Genomic DNA, 16,392 nt, shown 5'->3' with positions numbered 1-16,392 from the left:
TTAAGCTAATCTAACCTTGGTTATTTCAAATCTGCTTTTAGGCAGGGTTGGCATTCTCACTAAGCTAATGCTCAAATCTTGACCGTCGGCCACTTCATAATGTATATGGTTCGTCAGAAAATCCATGCTCGCCTTCATGGCCTCAATTGTAATCCATTCACCGGGACATCGATGTCCTTTAAAGTGGTCGCCACCCCCTTGGGGTATAAAATCAAATAGACTACCATTCCATTCACTGAATCGCTCCGGCCAGAATTCATTTGGCCTTTCCCATAGGCGTGTATCGTGATTGGTTCCATAAACATCAAGTAGTACCAGATCTCCTTTATTGAAGTTGTATCCTTTCCAAATAAAGTCACTACGCACTCTTGCACCTAAAAACGGGCCAAAAGGGTAATATCGGCGTATTTCCTGTACAAACATTTCAATATAATCCCCTTTATCGGATTGCAATTTCTTCCGGCATTCCGGATATTCATACAAAGCTAATGCCCCAAAAGTAATGTATGTAGCAATAGCAACGATTGGTCTTAATACATTAATCAATTCCACCGCAGCCATTTGTGTATCAAGAGGTTTATCGTCAAGTTCACGGTGCCATGCCATAGCATACAATGCTGTACCTTCAGGTGAATTTAACTCACCGGACCGGACTTTTTCAATGATCTCAGTAATCCACTTTTCTGCTCTTGAACGCGCTCTTTTCCCCTGCCAGTGTCTTGGTCCCACAGCTCCAAATGCATCTACCATCGCACCGAAGTCGGTTGCCCTATGCTTTACTTCTTCTTCCTGCAACGGAACCCCGGCCCACTGGCAGGCTACCCGGCACAATATTTCCTGCGATTCATCGAATAGTACCACTTTATTCATATTTCCCCATTTATTCATTCTAGCCTGCCATTGCTCTGAAGTAAGATTAGAAAGCAATTTCAGCTTCTCAGGTGTCATTAGCGACATAAACAGAAGTTTCCTGTGCTTATGTGCATCACCATCCATTGCTTGTATTGCATTTTCTCCAAACAATGTCTTTTGTACTCTTTTAGGAGCTGCCCCCTTACGATGAAACCGTTCGGTATCATAAAAAACCTTTCCAGCTTCCTCACCACTCATGCAAATGACCTTCTCACCTAACAAACGTGTTTGAAAAATGTCTGACTGGTAACGGCGACATCTATTTTGAATAAACATATATCCTTCAAACAAGAGAGCAAGACTACTATCTAAGCTTTTATCAACGGGGATTTGTCCTTTCAACTTCATAAAATTTACAATCTCCTTTAATAAGATTTCCGTATAGCTATGTATTTTTTTCGTCAATCGAAGTATCGGAAAAACGTAAGTTACGTGTGTTTCTTGCCGAACTTGTGAAATTCAAACTCAAAAATTATTTTATCCTCCATTGTTTTTATTTTTATATTCTTAACTTACCCTAGCAAAAAGTCATTAAAACGAAAGTTAGAATATTCTCTTGTCATAGTATGACTAGTTTTGCATTGGGTAATTCATATTGAGGAAACCTTTTTCATTAACTAACATTAATATTTTTATTAACTTAAATATCATCCTATATTAATGCAAATCGACTTAAACATTCGGAACCTCACTTGTAACATCTACATTTAAAAATCAGCAGGAAATCATGGCCCATAATACACAAATAGCGTAAACAAAAAGGCATTACAAAGAAGGGATTAAGACCGAAGCCATTAACAAAAAGATAAAATCTCAACTACATAATTAATCAATAGCGGATTTTTCAAGGGGTAGAATCTTTTACAAAATCGCAATACAAAATAAAAAGCATACCAAAGGTATGCTAGTAATACTAAATTAGTTCTTTCTAACAAAAAACAGAATCTTATTAAAAGAAAGACACAAAAATATCGCTTACTTGTTATGCGTAAGAATGTAAACCAGCAATAACTAGATTTACTGCCACTAGATTAAACATAATGATGGCAAAACCAACTACCGCAAGCCATGCAGATCTCTCACCATGCCACCCCTTAGATAAACGCAAATGTAAAAATGCTGCATAAAACAACCAAGTAATGAGCGCCCATACTTCTTTAGGATCCCATCCCCAAAATCTTGTCCACGCTACCTGCGCCCAGATCATCGCAAATATTAGAGCGCCTAATGTAAAAACTGGAAAGCCAATTGTCACAGAACGATAACCGATTTCATCTAAGAGTTCAGGTTTCACATTATTCATCAATGGTTTTAAGGCAGCACCTAAGCGTTTTCGCAAAATAAGTCGGACTGCACCATATAAGAAGAATCCACTAATTAATGACCATACTAGGGTATTTAATTTCTTTGCATTAATAATTGCGGGAACATCCAACATTGGATTAAATTGTCCCTCCGTTTTCAATTCCCCTTTATGCGGGCCAACTAAGGCTGGCATATGAAATGTTTCTTCCACTCGTTGACCATCCTTATCCAACCATGAGAACTTCGCTTCATAATCCAATAGATTAAATGAAGTTGTAGCGAAAACGAATCCCATTACACTTATCAAGCAGAATAAGACAAACTCTAACCAAAACGTTTTCTTTCCTGCCTTCGTCTGGTCAGTCACTTTTATAAGATAAATAAGACCTGCTACAAAGCTTATAGCCAGAATGGCTTCGCCAAGAGCAGCTGTCGTAACGTGAATATAAAGCCAATCGCTTTGCAGAGCTGGAATAAGGGGTGAAATATCTCTAGGAAACATGCTTCCATATGCGATAATGAGACTTGCAACTGGAAGTGTAAACAATCCCAGTATACTAACTTTATACATTGAATAAATGATGATGAACGCACCGACTAGCACCATGCCAAAGAAGGCGATAAACTCAAATAAATTACTTACGGGCGCATGACCAGCAGCAATCCATCTAGTAATAAAATACCCAACTTGAGTAATAAAACCAACTATTGTTATTATGAACCCTATTTTTGCCCAACGGTTGATAATAGTTAAGCTTCCCTTTACACGGATTGCACCGCCAAAGAACAAAGTAGCAACAAGGTATAATATAAAGGCGATATATAATAAATTGCTGCTTAAACTCGCAAAATCCATTTTAGTCCTCCATTAGTTCGCTACTTTCTCCTTATGTATCTGATCTTCAGGATCGGAGAAGGTGGTCCCTTTTAACACAAAATTTAATTCTTGTTTAAATCCGTACCAATTTTTATTCGTATGCCCGGCAATCCAAAGGTCACGACCCACACGTTGAACCCAAACTCGTCGATGGTTCCAATACATCCCCTGTATAACACCGATCATAAAGATTGCACCATCAAGTCCGAGTATCCACAATGTAAAGTCCTTACGTACCGTCAACCCAGTTACATTCAATGTTTCAGCTGCAACAAACTTCATTTTATATTTCGTGCTACCCAATGGCTCTAATGTTTGTTGAATTGCCGAAGCTTACTTCTCCTTTAGGCCGGTCCGGTGCATGTTAATGTTCCCTTTATCTTTTCCAAAACTTCCTCCCAATGACACTTCATTTCTTCCGGTACATAAACGTCAGCCAATTTTTCATGGTGAAAACTGATGGTTGTCTTGGTCTCGTTGCTGGATATAAATCGAATTTGCAGGATCGAAGGCTTTTGCCATTCTTTTTTCTGCCATGTCATTCGAAGAAGGTGGAATGGATTGACAACGCGTAATTCACCAGATATGCCTTCTTTCGATTTATACTTGTAACCGACATCCGGATTGAATGAAGCCAGGTCTCCAAGCCTTAGGCTTAAGCCATCAGGGGCAGTCATCAATGTCATTGCTCTTCCTTTGAAATCGGGAATGTACCGTGGACCCCGGCTTAAAAAACAGCTGAAGCAGTCTGACCGACAGTCTTTCCGCTAAGCTTTTGTAACGATAATATTGATTTTCTTACAATCTCTTTTAATTCTTCAGAAGTGTAGTCTTTCACACATACACTGCCGTCTTTATATAACAGATTTTTATACTCAGGGAGCAGTTGGCCATATACATAGCCGTTTCCAGTATGGCTGAATTCATAGGCGATCAGTTTCTTCCTGACAGGAGAAGCATCATAATAGTAGAAAAATCGGCCGTATTGATCTTCTTTTTCCCTCAGTTCATGAAAAGAATGTAAGATTGATCTTTTTTCATCCAAAGATAACATGGTCCGTCCTCCTTTTATCCCGTCTCTATTACTGCTTCTATTCGAGAATAAATATTTCCTTCATTTTTTGTAAAACATGGACATGCGCCTCTTCAAATCAAAAAAGATGAGGTATCTCTCCTCATCTTTAAGTAGCTTATTATACCTGCACGAAGCATTCCTTTACTGTTTTCACAATGAATGCCAGATCATCTTCGGTAATGCTTAATGGTGGAGCAAGCGTCAGGACATTATTGTATCCTGCTACCGTATCTCCATTCTTCCCGATAATCAGCCCTTTTTCTTTACAGGAATTGATGATCAAATTTACCTTCTCAATTTCCAACGGTTCTTTTGAACCCTTGTCTTTTACTAATTCAATTCCGATAAGCAGACCTTTTCCACGCACCTCTCCGACATGCGGATGATCCTTCAGTTCCTGTAGTTTAGCGAGCAGCCATTCTCCTAGGTCTCTTGAACGATCTATGAGATTCTCAGTTTCGAATATTTCCAGATTCTTTAAGGCAAGGGCGCATGCCGCCGGATTTCCACCGAACGTATTCACATGGCGGAAGCGGTCATACGTGTCATCGCCAGCGTAGGCTTCATAGATTTCCCTTTTTACGGCAGTTGCCGATAAAGGGAGATAGGCACTAGTAATGCCTTTGGCCATCGTAATAATATCCGGCTTTACGTCATAGTTCATAAATCCGAACGGTTTTCCGGTCCGTCCGAATCCGCAGATGACCTCATCACAGATCAGCAGCGCTCCGTGTTTTTCACATATTTCCTTCACTTTCGCCATATATCCTTGTGGTGGCATTAAAATCCCGCCGCCTGTAATAATCGGTTCCATGATGACACCGGCGATGGTCTCGCTTAATTCCCAGGTCATTACCCGATCGATTTCCTCCGCCGATGCCAAGGTTGCTGCGTCATCCGGATTTCTGTATGTATCCGGCGGCGCCACATGCAGAAATCCCTGACTGAGCGGTTCGTATTTATATTTTCGTTGAGCCTGCCCTGTCGCGGCCAGGGCGCCCATCGTATTCCCGTGATAAGAGCGATATCTCGAGATGAATTTATGCCGATTGTGCCCGCCTGTCTGCTGATGGTACTGCCGGGCTATTTTAAAGGCCGCCTCATTCGCTTCCGAACCACTGTTCGAAAAGAAGATGACATATTCATCGCCCAGCCACTCATTTAATTTTTCAGCAAGCTTTATCGCCGGAATATGGCTTTGGGTCAATGGAACATAGGCTAACTCCTGCAGCTGCTTATACGCAGCTTCGGCAAGCTCCTTTCTCCCGTAGCCGACATTGACACACCATAAACCGGACATCGCATCAAGATAACGGTTGCCGTCATGGTCCGTAACCCAGGCCCCGTCACCTTTTATAATGACCATATTCGTTTGTCCGGGTGCAGAACCTTTCATGGAGTGCCAGAGATACTTTTCATCCGCTTCTTGCAGCGAGAGCGTATTTTCCAGGTTGTGCATGACATCAACTCCAAATCTGAAATTTAATACCGAGCAGTAAGCATTTTTTTCCGTGTATAAAACTCGACGCCGTCTTTGCCATTGGCGTGAAGGTCACCATAGAACGATTTCTTGTATCCTGAGAACGGGAAGAATGCCATTGGTGCCGGAACTCCTAAATTGACACCAAGCATCCCTGCATCAATTTCATCACGGAATTGACGGATGGCTTTCGCGCTATCGGTATAGAGACAGGCACCATTCGCAAATTCTGACTGATTGGTAAGTTCAATCGCTTCGTCAAGGCTTTCAACCCGCACGACTGATAAAACGGGGGCAAAAATTTCATCACTCCAAATCTTCATGCTCGTTTTCACGCCGTCAAAAATGGTAGGACCGAGAAAATATCCTTTATCCTCGACCTTATCGTTTCGTCCATCCCTGACCAATCTCGCTCCCTGTTCTTTTCCCGATTCGATATATTTCAGTGTCCGTTCTTTATGGGATTCGCGAATGACCGGTCCAAGGAATACATCTTTGTCCAAGCCATTACCGATAATGATTTTGTCAGCTGCTTGTGTTAGCTTTCTGACGAGCTGATCCGCAATCTCGCCCACTGCAACCACAACAGAAGCGGCCATACAGCGTTCCCCTGCAGAACCAAAAGCAGCCATCGTAATATTGCGAACGGTATTTTCCAAATCCGCGTCAGGTAAAACGATCGAATGGTTTTTCGCTCCGGCCAGCGCCTGAACACGCTTACCATTAGCAGCAGCCGTTTTATATATATATTCGGCAACCGGCTGGGAACCGACAAAGGAGATAGCTTTCACATCATCGTGGGTCAATAATCCATTCACTACATCATGTGCACCGTGGACTATATTTAGAACCCCATTAGGCAAACCGGCTTCCTTCAGCAGCTCTGCCAACCGGTTTGCGAGTAACGGTGTCCGCTCGGATGGTTTTAAAACAAACGTATTTCCGCAGGCAATCGCTAACGGAAACATCCAGCACGGTACCATCATTGGAAAGTTAAACGGTGTAATCCCGCCGATTACCCCGATCGGATACCGATACATCCCCGATTCGATTCCACTTGCAATATCAGGAAGCTGATATCCTTGCATCAATGTCGGAATGCCAGAGGCAAATTCTACACATTCTATTCCGCGCAACACTTCTCCATATGCTTCTTCATAGCTTTTTCCATTCTCCTGGGTAACCAGCTTCGCAAGCTCTTCCCAGTGTTCTGTCAAAAGCTGATGATAGCGGAACAATATTCGCGCCCTCTGCGGAACAGCTACTTTCTTCCATGTTTGAAACGCTTCCTTTGCAACAGCTACGGCATGCTCTAAATCCTCACGGGTCGAAAGCGGAACTCGTGCCAATAGTTCACCTGTGGCCGGATTCGGGACAGCTTCATATTTCTCGCTGGAGGAATCAACCCAACTCCCGCCCACGAAATTTTTTACTATTTTTATAGCTGGTTCAGTAATAGCCATTAACCAAAACCTCCATAGGGTCAGAATATTCTGCCTGATATTGTCCTCATTATATAAGGATCAGGTGGAGGGTTCATTAGACATAATGTATAGAAATCGTTCTGATTTCCCGACAAATTGTAAGTCGGCCATCTATCTAGAGACTACAAAATGTATGAGGGTGAATTTTCATTTAGATGAAGTAATTACATAATTAGGCTCGCCAAAGGAGGCCGGTGAAAAAGGGGGAATCTTCTTTACGCAGGTGATTGTCAGGAGATTTTTTTATAATCCCTATTTGGGACTTATATGAATCCCCTCGCTGATTTCCCAATCAGCGAAAAAAATACTCTTTGCATTATCATATCCGTTAGCCGTTAATTGATGATCCAACCATTTTTGGTCAAAACCGCGCTCTTTTAAATTGTCCCATAAAATTTCACCGTCAATGATTAGAGAAGTGGGAAGATCCACCTGAGTTTCCGGAATATGCAGATCCTGCTTGTCCGGTTTCTGATACTTGGATTGCAACAATGTACTTATTTGACCATTTGGTTCCAGAATGCCATACTTCACCTCACGCACTGAAAATACATTATTTTGCCGCAGCAAACTGGATACCTGATTGATATCCAGCTTGCTCTTTTTCAGCATATTGCGGTCAATGATTCCATCCCGAATGATAATCGAAGGATTTCCTTCTAACTTAGAACGTATCGATTTTGTTTTTAATGTCAAAAACTCTACACCCAGCATAAGAAGCGTCCACAAACCGACTGCATATAAAAAATAAAAAACGCTAATTCGATCTTCATAAATCGTATCGCCTAAAAAATCACCCAGCAGCAACACAAAAACGAAATGAAACGGGGTCAATTGATAAATTGAGGTTCTGCCAGTCATGTTAATAATGAAAAACAACGTAATAAATCCAATAATTATCTTGATTGACAGTAACCCGATGCTGATCTCATCCATTCTGATTTTCCTCTCTATAAAAATATGATTTGTTCACATTATGGTCGAATGGAAGTCTATTCATACAATCAAAAAGGCCATAAAAAAAGAAGCTTTCCAGGTGGAATACTTCTTCAACAATCATTGCTCGATTTCATATCGTAATGGATAATTCTTATTCGCGCTTTTTAAATAATCATACGCAAACATCATAAACTCTATCGCGAGACGCCTTTCAGACTTCATAAAGTCTTTTCCCAGCAGCTTTTCCAGTTTCTCCAACCGGTGATATAGAGTTTGCCTGACGATAAATAGCTTTTTGGAGGTTTCCTGCTTTGATCCGTTACAGGTTAAATAGGTTTTTAGGGTGACCATCAATTCACCGTTATACTTTTTATCGTATTCGATGACAGGTTCCAAATACTCATTGACGGTTTCTTCGAGGTTGCTATATTCCTTGATCAGAGATACTATCCTGTGCATATGGAGATCTTGATAGAAATAGCTCTTATTTTCTGCTGTTAACGAGTCTTGCAAGACTAACGCCTCTTTTGCTGTTTTATAGCTTTTATGCATGTGCTCCAATTCTAAAAAGTATTGGCCAACGCCAATCGTTATCCCCCACACCCGCTTCTTGCCGTTTCTTTCAGAATTGTTAATTCGAAGGAAGGCATCATTCATTCGTTCTTTCCAATTTTCCGGGGATCGTTTATCTCCCAAAATAAAAATGAGATGATGGTTCATTTCTGTGGAGAACAATTGAAATCCGGACTGTTCAAATACTGTCCGAAACAATAGTTTAAAATAGGTTCGATCCACCGCAGCGCTCTTTCCGGAATGTGGCTGCAGCGTACATATGCACACAGCGCCTCCATTCAATTTCAACCGGGGATGAGTATACGAAAGCTGATTGCGGATCACTTCGTCGCTATACTGGCCATCAAGCCAGCTCCTGATCCATTTGCTCTCTTCCGCTTCTTTTTTCTCTTCCACATATAACTCCCGCAAAAAATGCTGGGCAAGAGCGGTGGCCGTGCGATCTAAAATGATTAAATCAAACTCATTTAATTCGCGTTGTGCTGAATAAATCACTAGTTCGGCATATTTTTCCCCAAGGATTGTAATCTGTTGTTTTAAAATGGAAGGATTCATGGAGGTGTTTGCTTTATTGACCTTTTCAACAAGCTCCGCTAAAGCGTGTTCCCTGACATTCGGTACGGCCTTTAGCCTGTTATCATTAAAAATCGCCAGTACTTGTAAATCTAAATAGCTTTGCATGAATTTTAGGATTTGTTCGTAATCATCGACGTCGAGAAGTTTCTTATTGAGTTGCTGTGAATAGTTTTCGATGTTGGAAATAAGCAGGTATTGTTTATTAATGATCATGGAATGTAAATCGTGGGTTATATCAACAAATGGCACTTCTTCATGGAAAAGAATGATGGGAAATTTATGATCATTTGCGATCTGGAGTGCTTCTTGTGGAAGGTTTGAGATATGGGTTCCTATTTCGATACAAAGGCCGGCTGCGCCTGCTTCAATCAATTGCGTTAAAAAGGGGAGTACAAGGGCTTCGTCATCCCTCCAGCTTAATCCAGTGGTAAGAATCAATTCGTTTCCATTTAACAAATGGGTAATTTGTGCGGATTCAACGACATGTACCCACTTTACGAGACGACCCGCCCCCTCCGCTCCTGCTGCGAGTTCGCTTTTATCGAAATATTTCCGCCTTAGGATTTCTTCAATTGTCATAAAGGATTTCATCCAGCCACCCCGCTTCGTCTGACGGTTATATGTAACAGTTTCATTATAAGGCATAGACATAAGAAGCTCTATATCTTTGGAAGAGTTTCTTACATCAAAAAAAGACAAGATTTTCTGCCTCTTGTCTCTTTCTGTTTCGCCTATTGTCCTGGGGCAACTCAGTCGTGAACTAAACCTGTTTAGTGAATTTACTAATTAGGTTTCTTTTTTACTGATTCCCCGTTGTTCCATGAAAAACTAATTGGGAACAGGCTCCTGAACGTCTTAAGCATATCGATTGCCACAATGGGACTACTTGCACCATATTAAGCTCGTGCAGCAATGGCACTCAGCTCTATATCATTTGCCTTCAATGCTCCTGAGGCTACAACGAGTTAACTATAAGCCGAATCGACAGCCATTTTCATTAAGAGGCTTGCTGTTGGAGATTACAAGTATAAATGCATAATTTCTGCAAATTACTGTAGTAGGATTTAATTATTCACATTATAGGAGGAGATATTAATGAAAGGTAAAAAGGTTACACTTTTTCTTATGTCTTTAATAACGGCATTAGGATTAGCTGCTTGTTCAGATGGAGGTAATGAAACCAAACAAGAAAATAACGATCCTGGCAACAACCATTCAGAGATGAATCATTCCAGTTCATTAGAAGCTCCTAAAGGGTTGAAGGAAGCAACGAATCCAACCTATACAGTTGGAAGTACGGCAATTTTAGAAACTGACCATATGGAAGGTATGAATGGTGCTGAAGCTGAAATTGTTGGTGCTTATGATACGACAGCCTATGCTGTAACTTACACTCCAACAACTGGAGGAGAAAAAGTGACTAATCATAAATGGGTTATTCACGAGGAATTGAAAGATGCTGGTGATAAACCTTATGAAGCAGGAGATGAAGTCACCCTTGAGGCAGACCATATGGAAGGTATGAATGGTGCAAAAGCTACTATTGATTCAGCTGAACAAACGACTGTTTATATGATTGATTACACGCCAACAACAGGTGGAGAAAAATTGAAAAACCACAAATGGGTCACAGGAAGCGAACTTTCAGCACAAGAAGGTAATGGCGGAGAGCATTCTGGTAATTAAAAACGGTAAGAAAGGAAGGGCATCATTTCAGATGTCCTTCTTTAGATTATCTCAAGAAAGTAGTGAATTCGGTGATATGAACAAGGGCAAACTAAAAATTCTGGAATATCATCGTCTCAATAGAGGAACTAGTTAAATCTTTTTATGAAATCATAATGTCAATTATTATAGCAAAGGAATGATAATATGGATTCACCTGTATTAAAAAATGTAACGTTTATCTCATATATAATAGCCTTTTTGTTGATATTTACGATGGTTGGGATGTCGATGGTGCTGGAAGATCCCGAAATTATTTTGCCGGAAATCGCGGCAATGGCGATTGCCATGTGGGTGTACCGAGAAGCAGGATGGATCAGAAAGCCATCCAAGGTTTTTATTGCTCCCACTATCACGGCCGCAATCGGTTTTTTTGTTAATCAATTGCCCATCCATTATATAGGGAAGGTTGTCCTCACATTGGTATTGATGATGCTCTTTTTGCGTATCATTCAATCAAATTTAGCCGCTTCTCTCGCAACAGGCTTATTGCCTTTAGTGATCAACGCCAATCATTGGTCTTTTATTATTTCCGTTTTTATTTTTACCCTTATCTTAATGCTTGGAGTCCTCTTGTTTAAGTTAAATAAAGGGCTGGAGAAAAAAGTAGCGATCCAATACAAGTACATGCTGGTGTTCTTAGCCTTACACTTCATTTGGATTGGTCTATGTTGGGTCTTTGATTATCCGCAACTGTCAGTAATCCCGCCAATTGTTGTAGTGGTTTATGAATCGCTTCAAAAACCGATGTATAATAAAAAGATGGCAATGAAACAAGTGCTTGTATTGACAGTATCCGCTACTGTTGGAACGTTGTTATATTTTGCTATTGATTCTTGGATGCTGGTCTTGCTGTTGGATATGATTTTGATGCTTATTCTGCTACGGGTTGCAGGAATCCGTATCCCAGCTGTGTACGCATTCCCATTACTCCCGTTTGTCTTCCCTGCCAGTGTGGTGCGGATGCTGCCGATAGCAGCACTAGTAGCCTCCGTATTTTTCTTTGGTGCAGTGCTGGCATTTAAAAAGTTCGAGATGAAAAAAAGTAAAAAGAAAATTAGGCTTTTTCTTTTAACTACCATACTGAATGGTAAAATGATTATATGATAGGAGGTTTCAGTGAATGGTTATTCAACCAAATATGTCTTCAAAAGCTATCGTCGAAGTTTGGGAGAACACAATTGAAATTCTAAATACATACAATGTTCCGATTTCTGAAAAGACATTAGAGGTACTGGTACAACAGGATATTCTTCCTACCCTGCTAATGGAATTAAATACTAATGTGGGTAGTTCAAGTGTTACTTGTATTGAAGGTGGCTGACAAATGCCATCTAAATAGGAGTAGGTTACTCCTTATAAGAGGTTTCTTAAGCTGGTAGTGTATAAATGATTAAAGAGCATCGATATTCGATGCTCTTTAATGTGCAATCACTGTAATATACTTTAAATTTTTCCAAGTGGCATATTTGTGTAAGTAACAACCCAACTTCATTGTTCCTCTTCAATAGTCCATTTATAGCCAAGTCCCCAAACGGTTTTCAAATGATGCTCCACCGGAAACCCAACGTGTCGAAGTTTTTCCCTGATGTTTCTGATATGGGAATCGATTGTTCGATCCTCCGTTTCTGTTTTAAAACTCCATAGGGTCGAAAGTAAATAATCTCTAGAGAACACTTTGTTAGGGGATTTTAAAAATAGACCCAAGATGGAGAACTCCTTTGGTGTAAAGGAAATCAGCTCATTTTGATAATAGGCTTCATAAGCAGATTCATCCAAGGTTAATCCATTAAATGAAAAACAGTCTTTCAGGATGGTATTGGTTCGACGAATTACTGCTTCCATCCTTGCAAGTAACACTTCTTCGTTAAAGGGCTTAGTCACATAATCGTCTGCCCCTTTTTTTAAACCCTTCACCATTTCTTCATCTGCGTTCCGAGCGGTTAACATGATAATAGGAACGTTAGAGAATTGGCGGATTTTTTCACATGTTTCCCAACCATCCATTTTAGGCATCATTACATCTAGGATGACTAAGTCAACCTGTTCCTTTCTCAAGAACGTAAGGGCATCAAATCCTGAATTCTTTTTAATACACTGGTAGCCATGGGGTGATATATATAACTGTAACAAATCTAGCATTCTCTTTTCGTCATCAACTAACAGCACTGTCTTCATTTTTAGTTCTCCTTAAACGTAATCCTAAAACGTGTCCCCTGTCCAACACTGCTTTCAACGGAAATGGTACCTCCGTGAACTTCCACTAACTGCTTTGCGATGGCAAGTCCCAAACCATACCCTCCAGTTTCTCTAGAACGTGATTTTTCCACGCGGTATAAGCGGTCAAATACATACGGTATGTCATCATGTGGAATGCCCATTCCCTGATCACTTATGGCAATTTGAACGTTCCCATCCTTTGTAAAAGCTTGGATAGTGGTAACCGTACCTTCCTTCGAATATTTTAGCGCGTTGTCCAGTATATTTAGAAGAACTTGTTCAAAACGGGCAGGGTCCAAATCAATGAATAAGTCATTGTCACAATCTAGTCTCAATTGTATCCCTTTATTTTTAAATGCAGGTAATACTTTTTCATAAGCAGAATGTAGGAATGGGTAAAGGTGAACTCTTTTCTTAGTAATGGTAAAAGTGTTTTGATCCATTCTTGCAAGATCGAATAATTCCTCAAGTAACCTATTTAGTCGTTCGGACTCTTCATGTATGATGTCCAGGTATTGTGTCCGTCCTTGAACCCCCAAATCCGTTCTCTTAGCAATATTGGCATAGCCTTGGATATAGGTTAATGGAGTACGAAGTTCGTGAGAAATACTGGCAAGAAATTCATTTCGTTGCTGTTTCACATAATTTAATTCATTAGCTAATGTCTGAATTGATTGGGCAAGTTCACCTAATTCATCATTCGACCGAACAGGAACAGATACTGAAAAATCCCCGTTGCTTAATTTAGTGGTTGCTTCCTTCATAAGAATGAGCGGTCTTGTCAGAGCTTTTGATAAAAGGAATATTGTGATGAACATAAAGAACATAATGAGAATGGATGCCAACAAAAAATGCCTGTTTAATTGCGAAACAAAAGCTTCCACGTTTTCTGTGTTCTTAAACATATAGACATAGCCCGTATTCCTTCCATTTGTTTTAAACGGTGTAACGGTTGCTATATACCTTTCCTTCTTCCAGTCGGATTGAATGATACGACCTTTCCTTGGTACATGAGAGATGGGTTTGTTTAGTATCTTTTTCATCCCATTATTGACCGCTTCAGATGTTAAGAGGACTTTTCCAGTTGAATTTGTAATCACTACATCCGTATCGGTGTGAGATTCCATTAAACCAATATGATGAAGGGTGGCAGAATCAAAAGAGATTTCCATGACGTCACGGTGACTATTCCCTCTTGCCTTTAGAGATTCTAATTCCTCGTTAATTCGGGATTGAACCACATTACTGTGCAAAAAAATCATGGAAATGGACTCGATTAGTAAAATGCAAATAAAAATCCATAATCCTAATTTCAGTGATATTTTCAAAATGAGTCACCTTCTTGTTTAACGATATAAGTGTAACGAATATTTGTGGAGAAAGTATGCAGTTTCTCTTAAAACAGCAGATTACTAGTAAATTATTATATTTTTAAGATATATTTTATCTTAGATAACCATAATCTGAAGTCACATATGGATGCAAGGGAGAGAAATTGAATGACGAACGAAGATATAAAAAAAATGAAGATAGCAATCAATGGTGGGATAGGTTTCGGCTCAAGGCTAAACTCGAAACAATTACTGACAATCGCTAAATATATGAACGAAGATGAGGAACTGGAATTAACTACTTTTCAGCAAATATATATTGAAATCCCTGAAGCACAACAATTCGAAATCATCGATGAATTCACCCGGGTAGGGCTTCAGTGTTATCCTGTTGGAAACTACGTAAAAAGCCTGAGGACCTGTAATTTTTGTAAAGGGGAAGAAGAGGAAGGGATGCCAGTTGCTAAAGAGTTAAATCGCAGAATTGCGGGCATACCTGTTCCATTCACTCTCAAGGTTGCATATACGGGATGTCCCGTTGGCTGCGGTGAGCCGATGTTAAGTGATATCGGGGTAATGAAAATAAGGGAGCATTATAACTTATATGCAGGCGGGAAAGCGAAAGGAAAAGATGCAGAAGTAGGAACGTTATTATTGGAAAACCTGACTCCTGAAGAATTATATGCAGCAGTTGAAAATATGATCGACGTATATTCCCAAATAGGCAAAAAGCGGGAACCATTTTTTAAGTTTTTAAAGAGGGTCGATAAAGAAATCTTATTTGCATAACAGCAAAAAGAAAACACGCTGTTGTTAATTTTCAGCGTGTTTTCTCATGAAATTAGGCTACCATTTTGCGGCACATTTCCGCACATCTAAAGCATGACTCTGCACATTTTTGGCAGTGATCGTGGTCGTGCTTCTTGCATTCGTTCCCGCATGCTTCACAGATGTCTGCACATAGAGCACAGATTTGTTTGGCAAATGGACTATTCGTTTGCATAGCTTTAGCTGCAAAGCTACACATATCCGCGCATTCTCGATCCAACCGAATGCACTCCACCATCGCTTGTACATGAGCTTCTCCCAAGCAAGCTTCAAAACAGGTGTTACAAGCATCCATACATTCTAAGCATGCTTTAATACATTCCTCATATTGTTGCTGGGTCATATACATCCTCCTCTGAAATTAGGTTCAATTTCATTCTACCCACTCAAAATTTAAAATAACAGGATATTTAAAACTCCTAAGAATCTGCACATTTATGTAAAAAAAAGAGCATTGCCCGATTAGCATCGCTCCTCATACAGACTCTATGGAATTGTCATCAAACCTATAAAAGAACTTTATTTTGATAGTACCAGAATTCGATTGATTGGTTCCATTTTTCATGATCGCAAGTTGAGTCTTTTCTTTCACTTCTGAGCATCGAAAGGCCCTCAGTTGGCCTTTCTCTTTGGAATTTATAACATATTGATTTGGATATATAAAAAAAGGTTTACAATCTTCACTAATAAAATTTAGTCACATTGAGTTGTTCTAAAAATCTTTTCCTCAAAAAACAGGCCACGCTTAAAATGTGTTATGTAACAATTTTCCAACGTGAGACTTTTCATTTAAGAAAAAGTTAATTCACGACTAAGTTGACCGGAAACACCTATCTAACTGCCCGTCTTTGATTTTAAGAGCATAACAGAAAAGTATTTTCGCGCATCCGCTGTTTTGATATGAAGCTGCTTGAAATCATTTGCCTTTACTGATCTGAAATCAACAAAGGCGCCGCTAAGGTTTTCGGTGACATGCTCGATTTGATAGCCTTGATTGATCAAAAAGTCGATTTTTTCCCTTTCCGCCCGGTACTCCTGATACTCTGACATGGACATCCCCCATCCGA

16 protein-coding genes and 1 pseudogene are annotated in these 16,392 nt (G+C 40.0%); 4 read left to right on the top strand and 13 right to left on the bottom strand.

From position 1 onward, the window contains the following. The 9 genes and pseudogenes from cypC to D0463_RS01705 form a co-directional block, all read right to left on the bottom strand. The gene (gene cypC, locus D0463_RS01740) at window positions 1–1,260 is read right to left on the bottom strand and encodes a CYP152 family fatty-acid peroxygenase CypC (protein ID WP_117304411.1); all 1,260 of its coding nucleotides are present in this window, start codon (window positions 1,258–1,260) and stop codon (window positions 1–3) included. A 634-nt stretch (window positions 1,261–1,894) separates the two neighbouring features. Continuing rightward, window positions 1,895–3,073: a c-type cytochrome biogenesis protein CcsB gene (gene ccsB / locus D0463_RS01735; protein ID WP_117304409.1), complete on the bottom strand. Its 1,179-nt coding sequence runs from the start codon at window positions 3,071–3,073 to the stop codon at window positions 1,895–1,897. Between the two features lie 12 nt (window positions 3,074–3,085). Next, window positions 3,086–3,458, bottom strand: a pseudogene (locus D0463_RS01730) (cytochrome c biogenesis ResB family protein); the annotation flags it as partial. Beyond that, entirely contained in the window at window positions 3,439–3,636 is a 198-nt protein-coding gene (locus D0463_RS19745) for an SRPBCC domain-containing protein (RefSeq protein WP_254052695.1), read from the bottom strand. The pseudogene D0463_RS01730 and the gene D0463_RS19745, both read right to left, overlap by 20 nt. A 185-nt stretch (window positions 3,637–3,821) precedes the next feature. Beyond that, window positions 3,822–4,148, bottom strand: a complete 327-nt coding sequence (locus D0463_RS19740) for a hypothetical protein (RefSeq protein WP_254052688.1) — start codon at window positions 4,146–4,148, stop codon at window positions 3,822–3,824. A gap of 139 nt (window positions 4,149–4,287) precedes the next feature. Then, entirely contained in the window at window positions 4,288–5,628 is a 1,341-nt protein-coding gene (locus tag D0463_RS01720) for an aspartate aminotransferase family protein (protein ID WP_117304405.1), read from the bottom strand. 23 nt (window positions 5,629–5,651) lie between these two features. Next, window positions 5,652–7,112, bottom strand: a complete 1,461-nt coding sequence (locus D0463_RS01715; protein WP_117304403.1) for a CoA-acylating methylmalonate-semialdehyde dehydrogenase — start codon at window positions 7,110–7,112, stop codon at window positions 5,652–5,654. Between the two features lie 273 nt (window positions 7,113–7,385). Further along, window positions 7,386–8,069, bottom strand: coding sequence for a DUF421 domain-containing protein (locus tag D0463_RS01710; RefSeq protein ID WP_117304401.1), 684 nt, complete (start codon window positions 8,067–8,069; stop codon window positions 7,386–7,388). 120 nt (window positions 8,070–8,189) lie between these two features. Next, the gene (locus D0463_RS01705) at window positions 8,190–9,920 is read right to left on the bottom strand and encodes a PucR family transcriptional regulator (RefSeq protein ID WP_367946557.1); all 1,731 of its coding nucleotides are present in this window, start codon (window positions 9,918–9,920) and stop codon (window positions 8,190–8,192) included. Window positions 9,921–10,316: 396 nt separating this feature from the next. Between D0463_RS01705 and D0463_RS01700 the strand changes: the two genes are divergently transcribed. The 3 genes from D0463_RS01700 (at window position 10,317) to D0463_RS01690 (ending at window position 12,270) form a co-directional block, all read left to right on the top strand. Then, the gene (locus D0463_RS01700; RefSeq protein WP_117304399.1) at window positions 10,317–10,907 is read left to right on the top strand and encodes a YdhK family protein; all 591 of its coding nucleotides are present in this window, start codon (window positions 10,317–10,319) and stop codon (window positions 10,905–10,907) included. Between the two features lie 186 nt (window positions 10,908–11,093). After that, on the top strand, window positions 11,094–12,053 hold the full coding sequence (locus D0463_RS01695; RefSeq protein ID WP_117304397.1) for a hypothetical protein: 960 nt from the start codon (window positions 11,094–11,096) through the stop codon (window positions 12,051–12,053). 16 nt (window positions 12,054–12,069) lie between these two features. Next, the gene (locus D0463_RS01690) at window positions 12,070–12,270 is read left to right on the top strand and encodes a hypothetical protein (RefSeq protein ID WP_117304395.1); all 201 of its coding nucleotides are present in this window, start codon (window positions 12,070–12,072) and stop codon (window positions 12,268–12,270) included. Between the two features lie 167 nt (window positions 12,271–12,437). Here the strand turns inward: D0463_RS01690 and D0463_RS01685 are convergent, their stop codons facing one another. Together D0463_RS01685 and D0463_RS01680 are read right to left on the bottom strand one after the other, a co-directional pair. Beyond that, the gene (locus tag D0463_RS01685; protein WP_117304393.1) at window positions 12,438–13,124 is read right to left on the bottom strand and encodes a response regulator transcription factor; all 687 of its coding nucleotides are present in this window, start codon (window positions 13,122–13,124) and stop codon (window positions 12,438–12,440) included. Window positions 13,125–13,126: 2 nt separating this feature from the next. Then, window positions 13,127–14,494, bottom strand: a complete 1,368-nt coding sequence (locus tag D0463_RS01680; protein WP_254052687.1) for a sensor histidine kinase — start codon at window positions 14,492–14,494, stop codon at window positions 13,127–13,129. A 171-nt stretch (window positions 14,495–14,665) separates the two neighbouring features. Between D0463_RS01680 and D0463_RS01675 the strand changes: the two genes are divergently transcribed. Next, window positions 14,666–15,286, top strand: a complete 621-nt coding sequence (locus D0463_RS01675) for an NAD(P)/FAD-dependent oxidoreductase (RefSeq protein ID WP_117304389.1) — start codon at window positions 14,666–14,668, stop codon at window positions 15,284–15,286. Between the two features lie 52 nt (window positions 15,287–15,338). Here D0463_RS01675 and D0463_RS01670 read toward each other — a convergent pair whose 3' ends face one another. Together D0463_RS01670 and D0463_RS01665 are read right to left on the bottom strand one after the other, a co-directional pair. Beyond that, on the bottom strand, window positions 15,339–15,668 hold the full coding sequence (locus D0463_RS01670) for a four-helix bundle copper-binding protein (RefSeq protein ID WP_117304387.1): 330 nt from the start codon (window positions 15,666–15,668) through the stop codon (window positions 15,339–15,341). A gap of 491 nt (window positions 15,669–16,159) precedes the next feature. Beyond that, window positions 16,160–16,375 carry a hypothetical protein gene (locus tag D0463_RS01665; RefSeq protein WP_117304385.1) on the bottom strand — a complete coding sequence of 72 codons (216 nt, stop codon included), beginning with the start codon at window positions 16,373–16,375 and terminating at the stop codon, window positions 16,160–16,162. Window positions 16,376–16,392 lie beyond the last annotated feature (17 nt).

Origin of the sequence: Bacillus sp. V59.32b (assembly GCF_003429085.1) — a bacterium.
Lineage (GTDB): Bacteria > Bacillota > Bacilli > Bacillales > DSM-1321 > Peribacillus.
Note: the sequence above shows the minus strand (reverse complement) of the source record. Positions and strands in the feature narration are given on the sequence as shown.

Coding starts and splice junctions, on each gene's coding strand:
- D0463_RS19740 (WP_254052688.1), bottom strand. CDS start 4,148: ATGTTATCTTTGGATGAAAAAAGATCAATCTTACATTCTTTTCATGAA.
- D0463_RS01685 (WP_117304393.1), bottom strand. CDS start 13,124: ATGAAGACAGTGCTGTTAGTTGATGACGAAAAGAGAATGCTAGATTTG.
- D0463_RS01700 (WP_117304399.1), top strand. CDS start 10,317: ATGAAAGGTAAAAAGGTTACACTTTTTCTTATGTCTTTAATAACGGCA.
- D0463_RS01720 (WP_117304405.1), bottom strand. CDS start 5,628: ATGCACAACCTGGAAAATACGCTCTCGCTGCAAGAAGCGGATGAAAAG.
- ccsB (WP_117304409.1), bottom strand. CDS start 3,073: ATGGATTTTGCGAGTTTAAGCAGCAATTTATTATATATCGCCTTTATA.
- cypC (WP_117304411.1), bottom strand. CDS start 1,260: ATGAAGTTGAAAGGACAAATCCCCGTTGATAAAAGCTTAGATAGTAGT.
- D0463_RS01715 (WP_117304403.1), bottom strand. CDS start 7,112: ATGGCTATTACTGAACCAGCTATAAAAATAGTAAAAAATTTCGTGGGC.
- D0463_RS01670 (WP_117304387.1), bottom strand. CDS start 15,668: ATGACCCAGCAACAATATGAGGAATGTATTAAAGCATGCTTAGAATGT.
- D0463_RS01695 (WP_117304397.1), top strand. CDS start 11,094: ATGGATTCACCTGTATTAAAAAATGTAACGTTTATCTCATATATAATA.
- D0463_RS19745 (WP_254052695.1), bottom strand. CDS start 3,636: ATGACATGGCAGAAAAAAGAATGGCAAAAGCCTTCGATCCTGCAAATT.
- D0463_RS01710 (WP_117304401.1), bottom strand. CDS start 8,069: ATGGATGAGATCAGCATCGGGTTACTGTCAATCAAGATAATTATTGGA.
- D0463_RS01690 (WP_117304395.1), top strand. CDS start 12,070: ATGGTTATTCAACCAAATATGTCTTCAAAAGCTATCGTCGAAGTTTGG.
- D0463_RS01675 (WP_117304389.1), top strand. CDS start 14,666: ATGACGAACGAAGATATAAAAAAAATGAAGATAGCAATCAATGGTGGG.
- D0463_RS01665 (WP_117304385.1), bottom strand. CDS start 16,375: ATGTCAGAGTATCAGGAGTACCGGGCGGAAAGGGAAAAAATCGACTTT.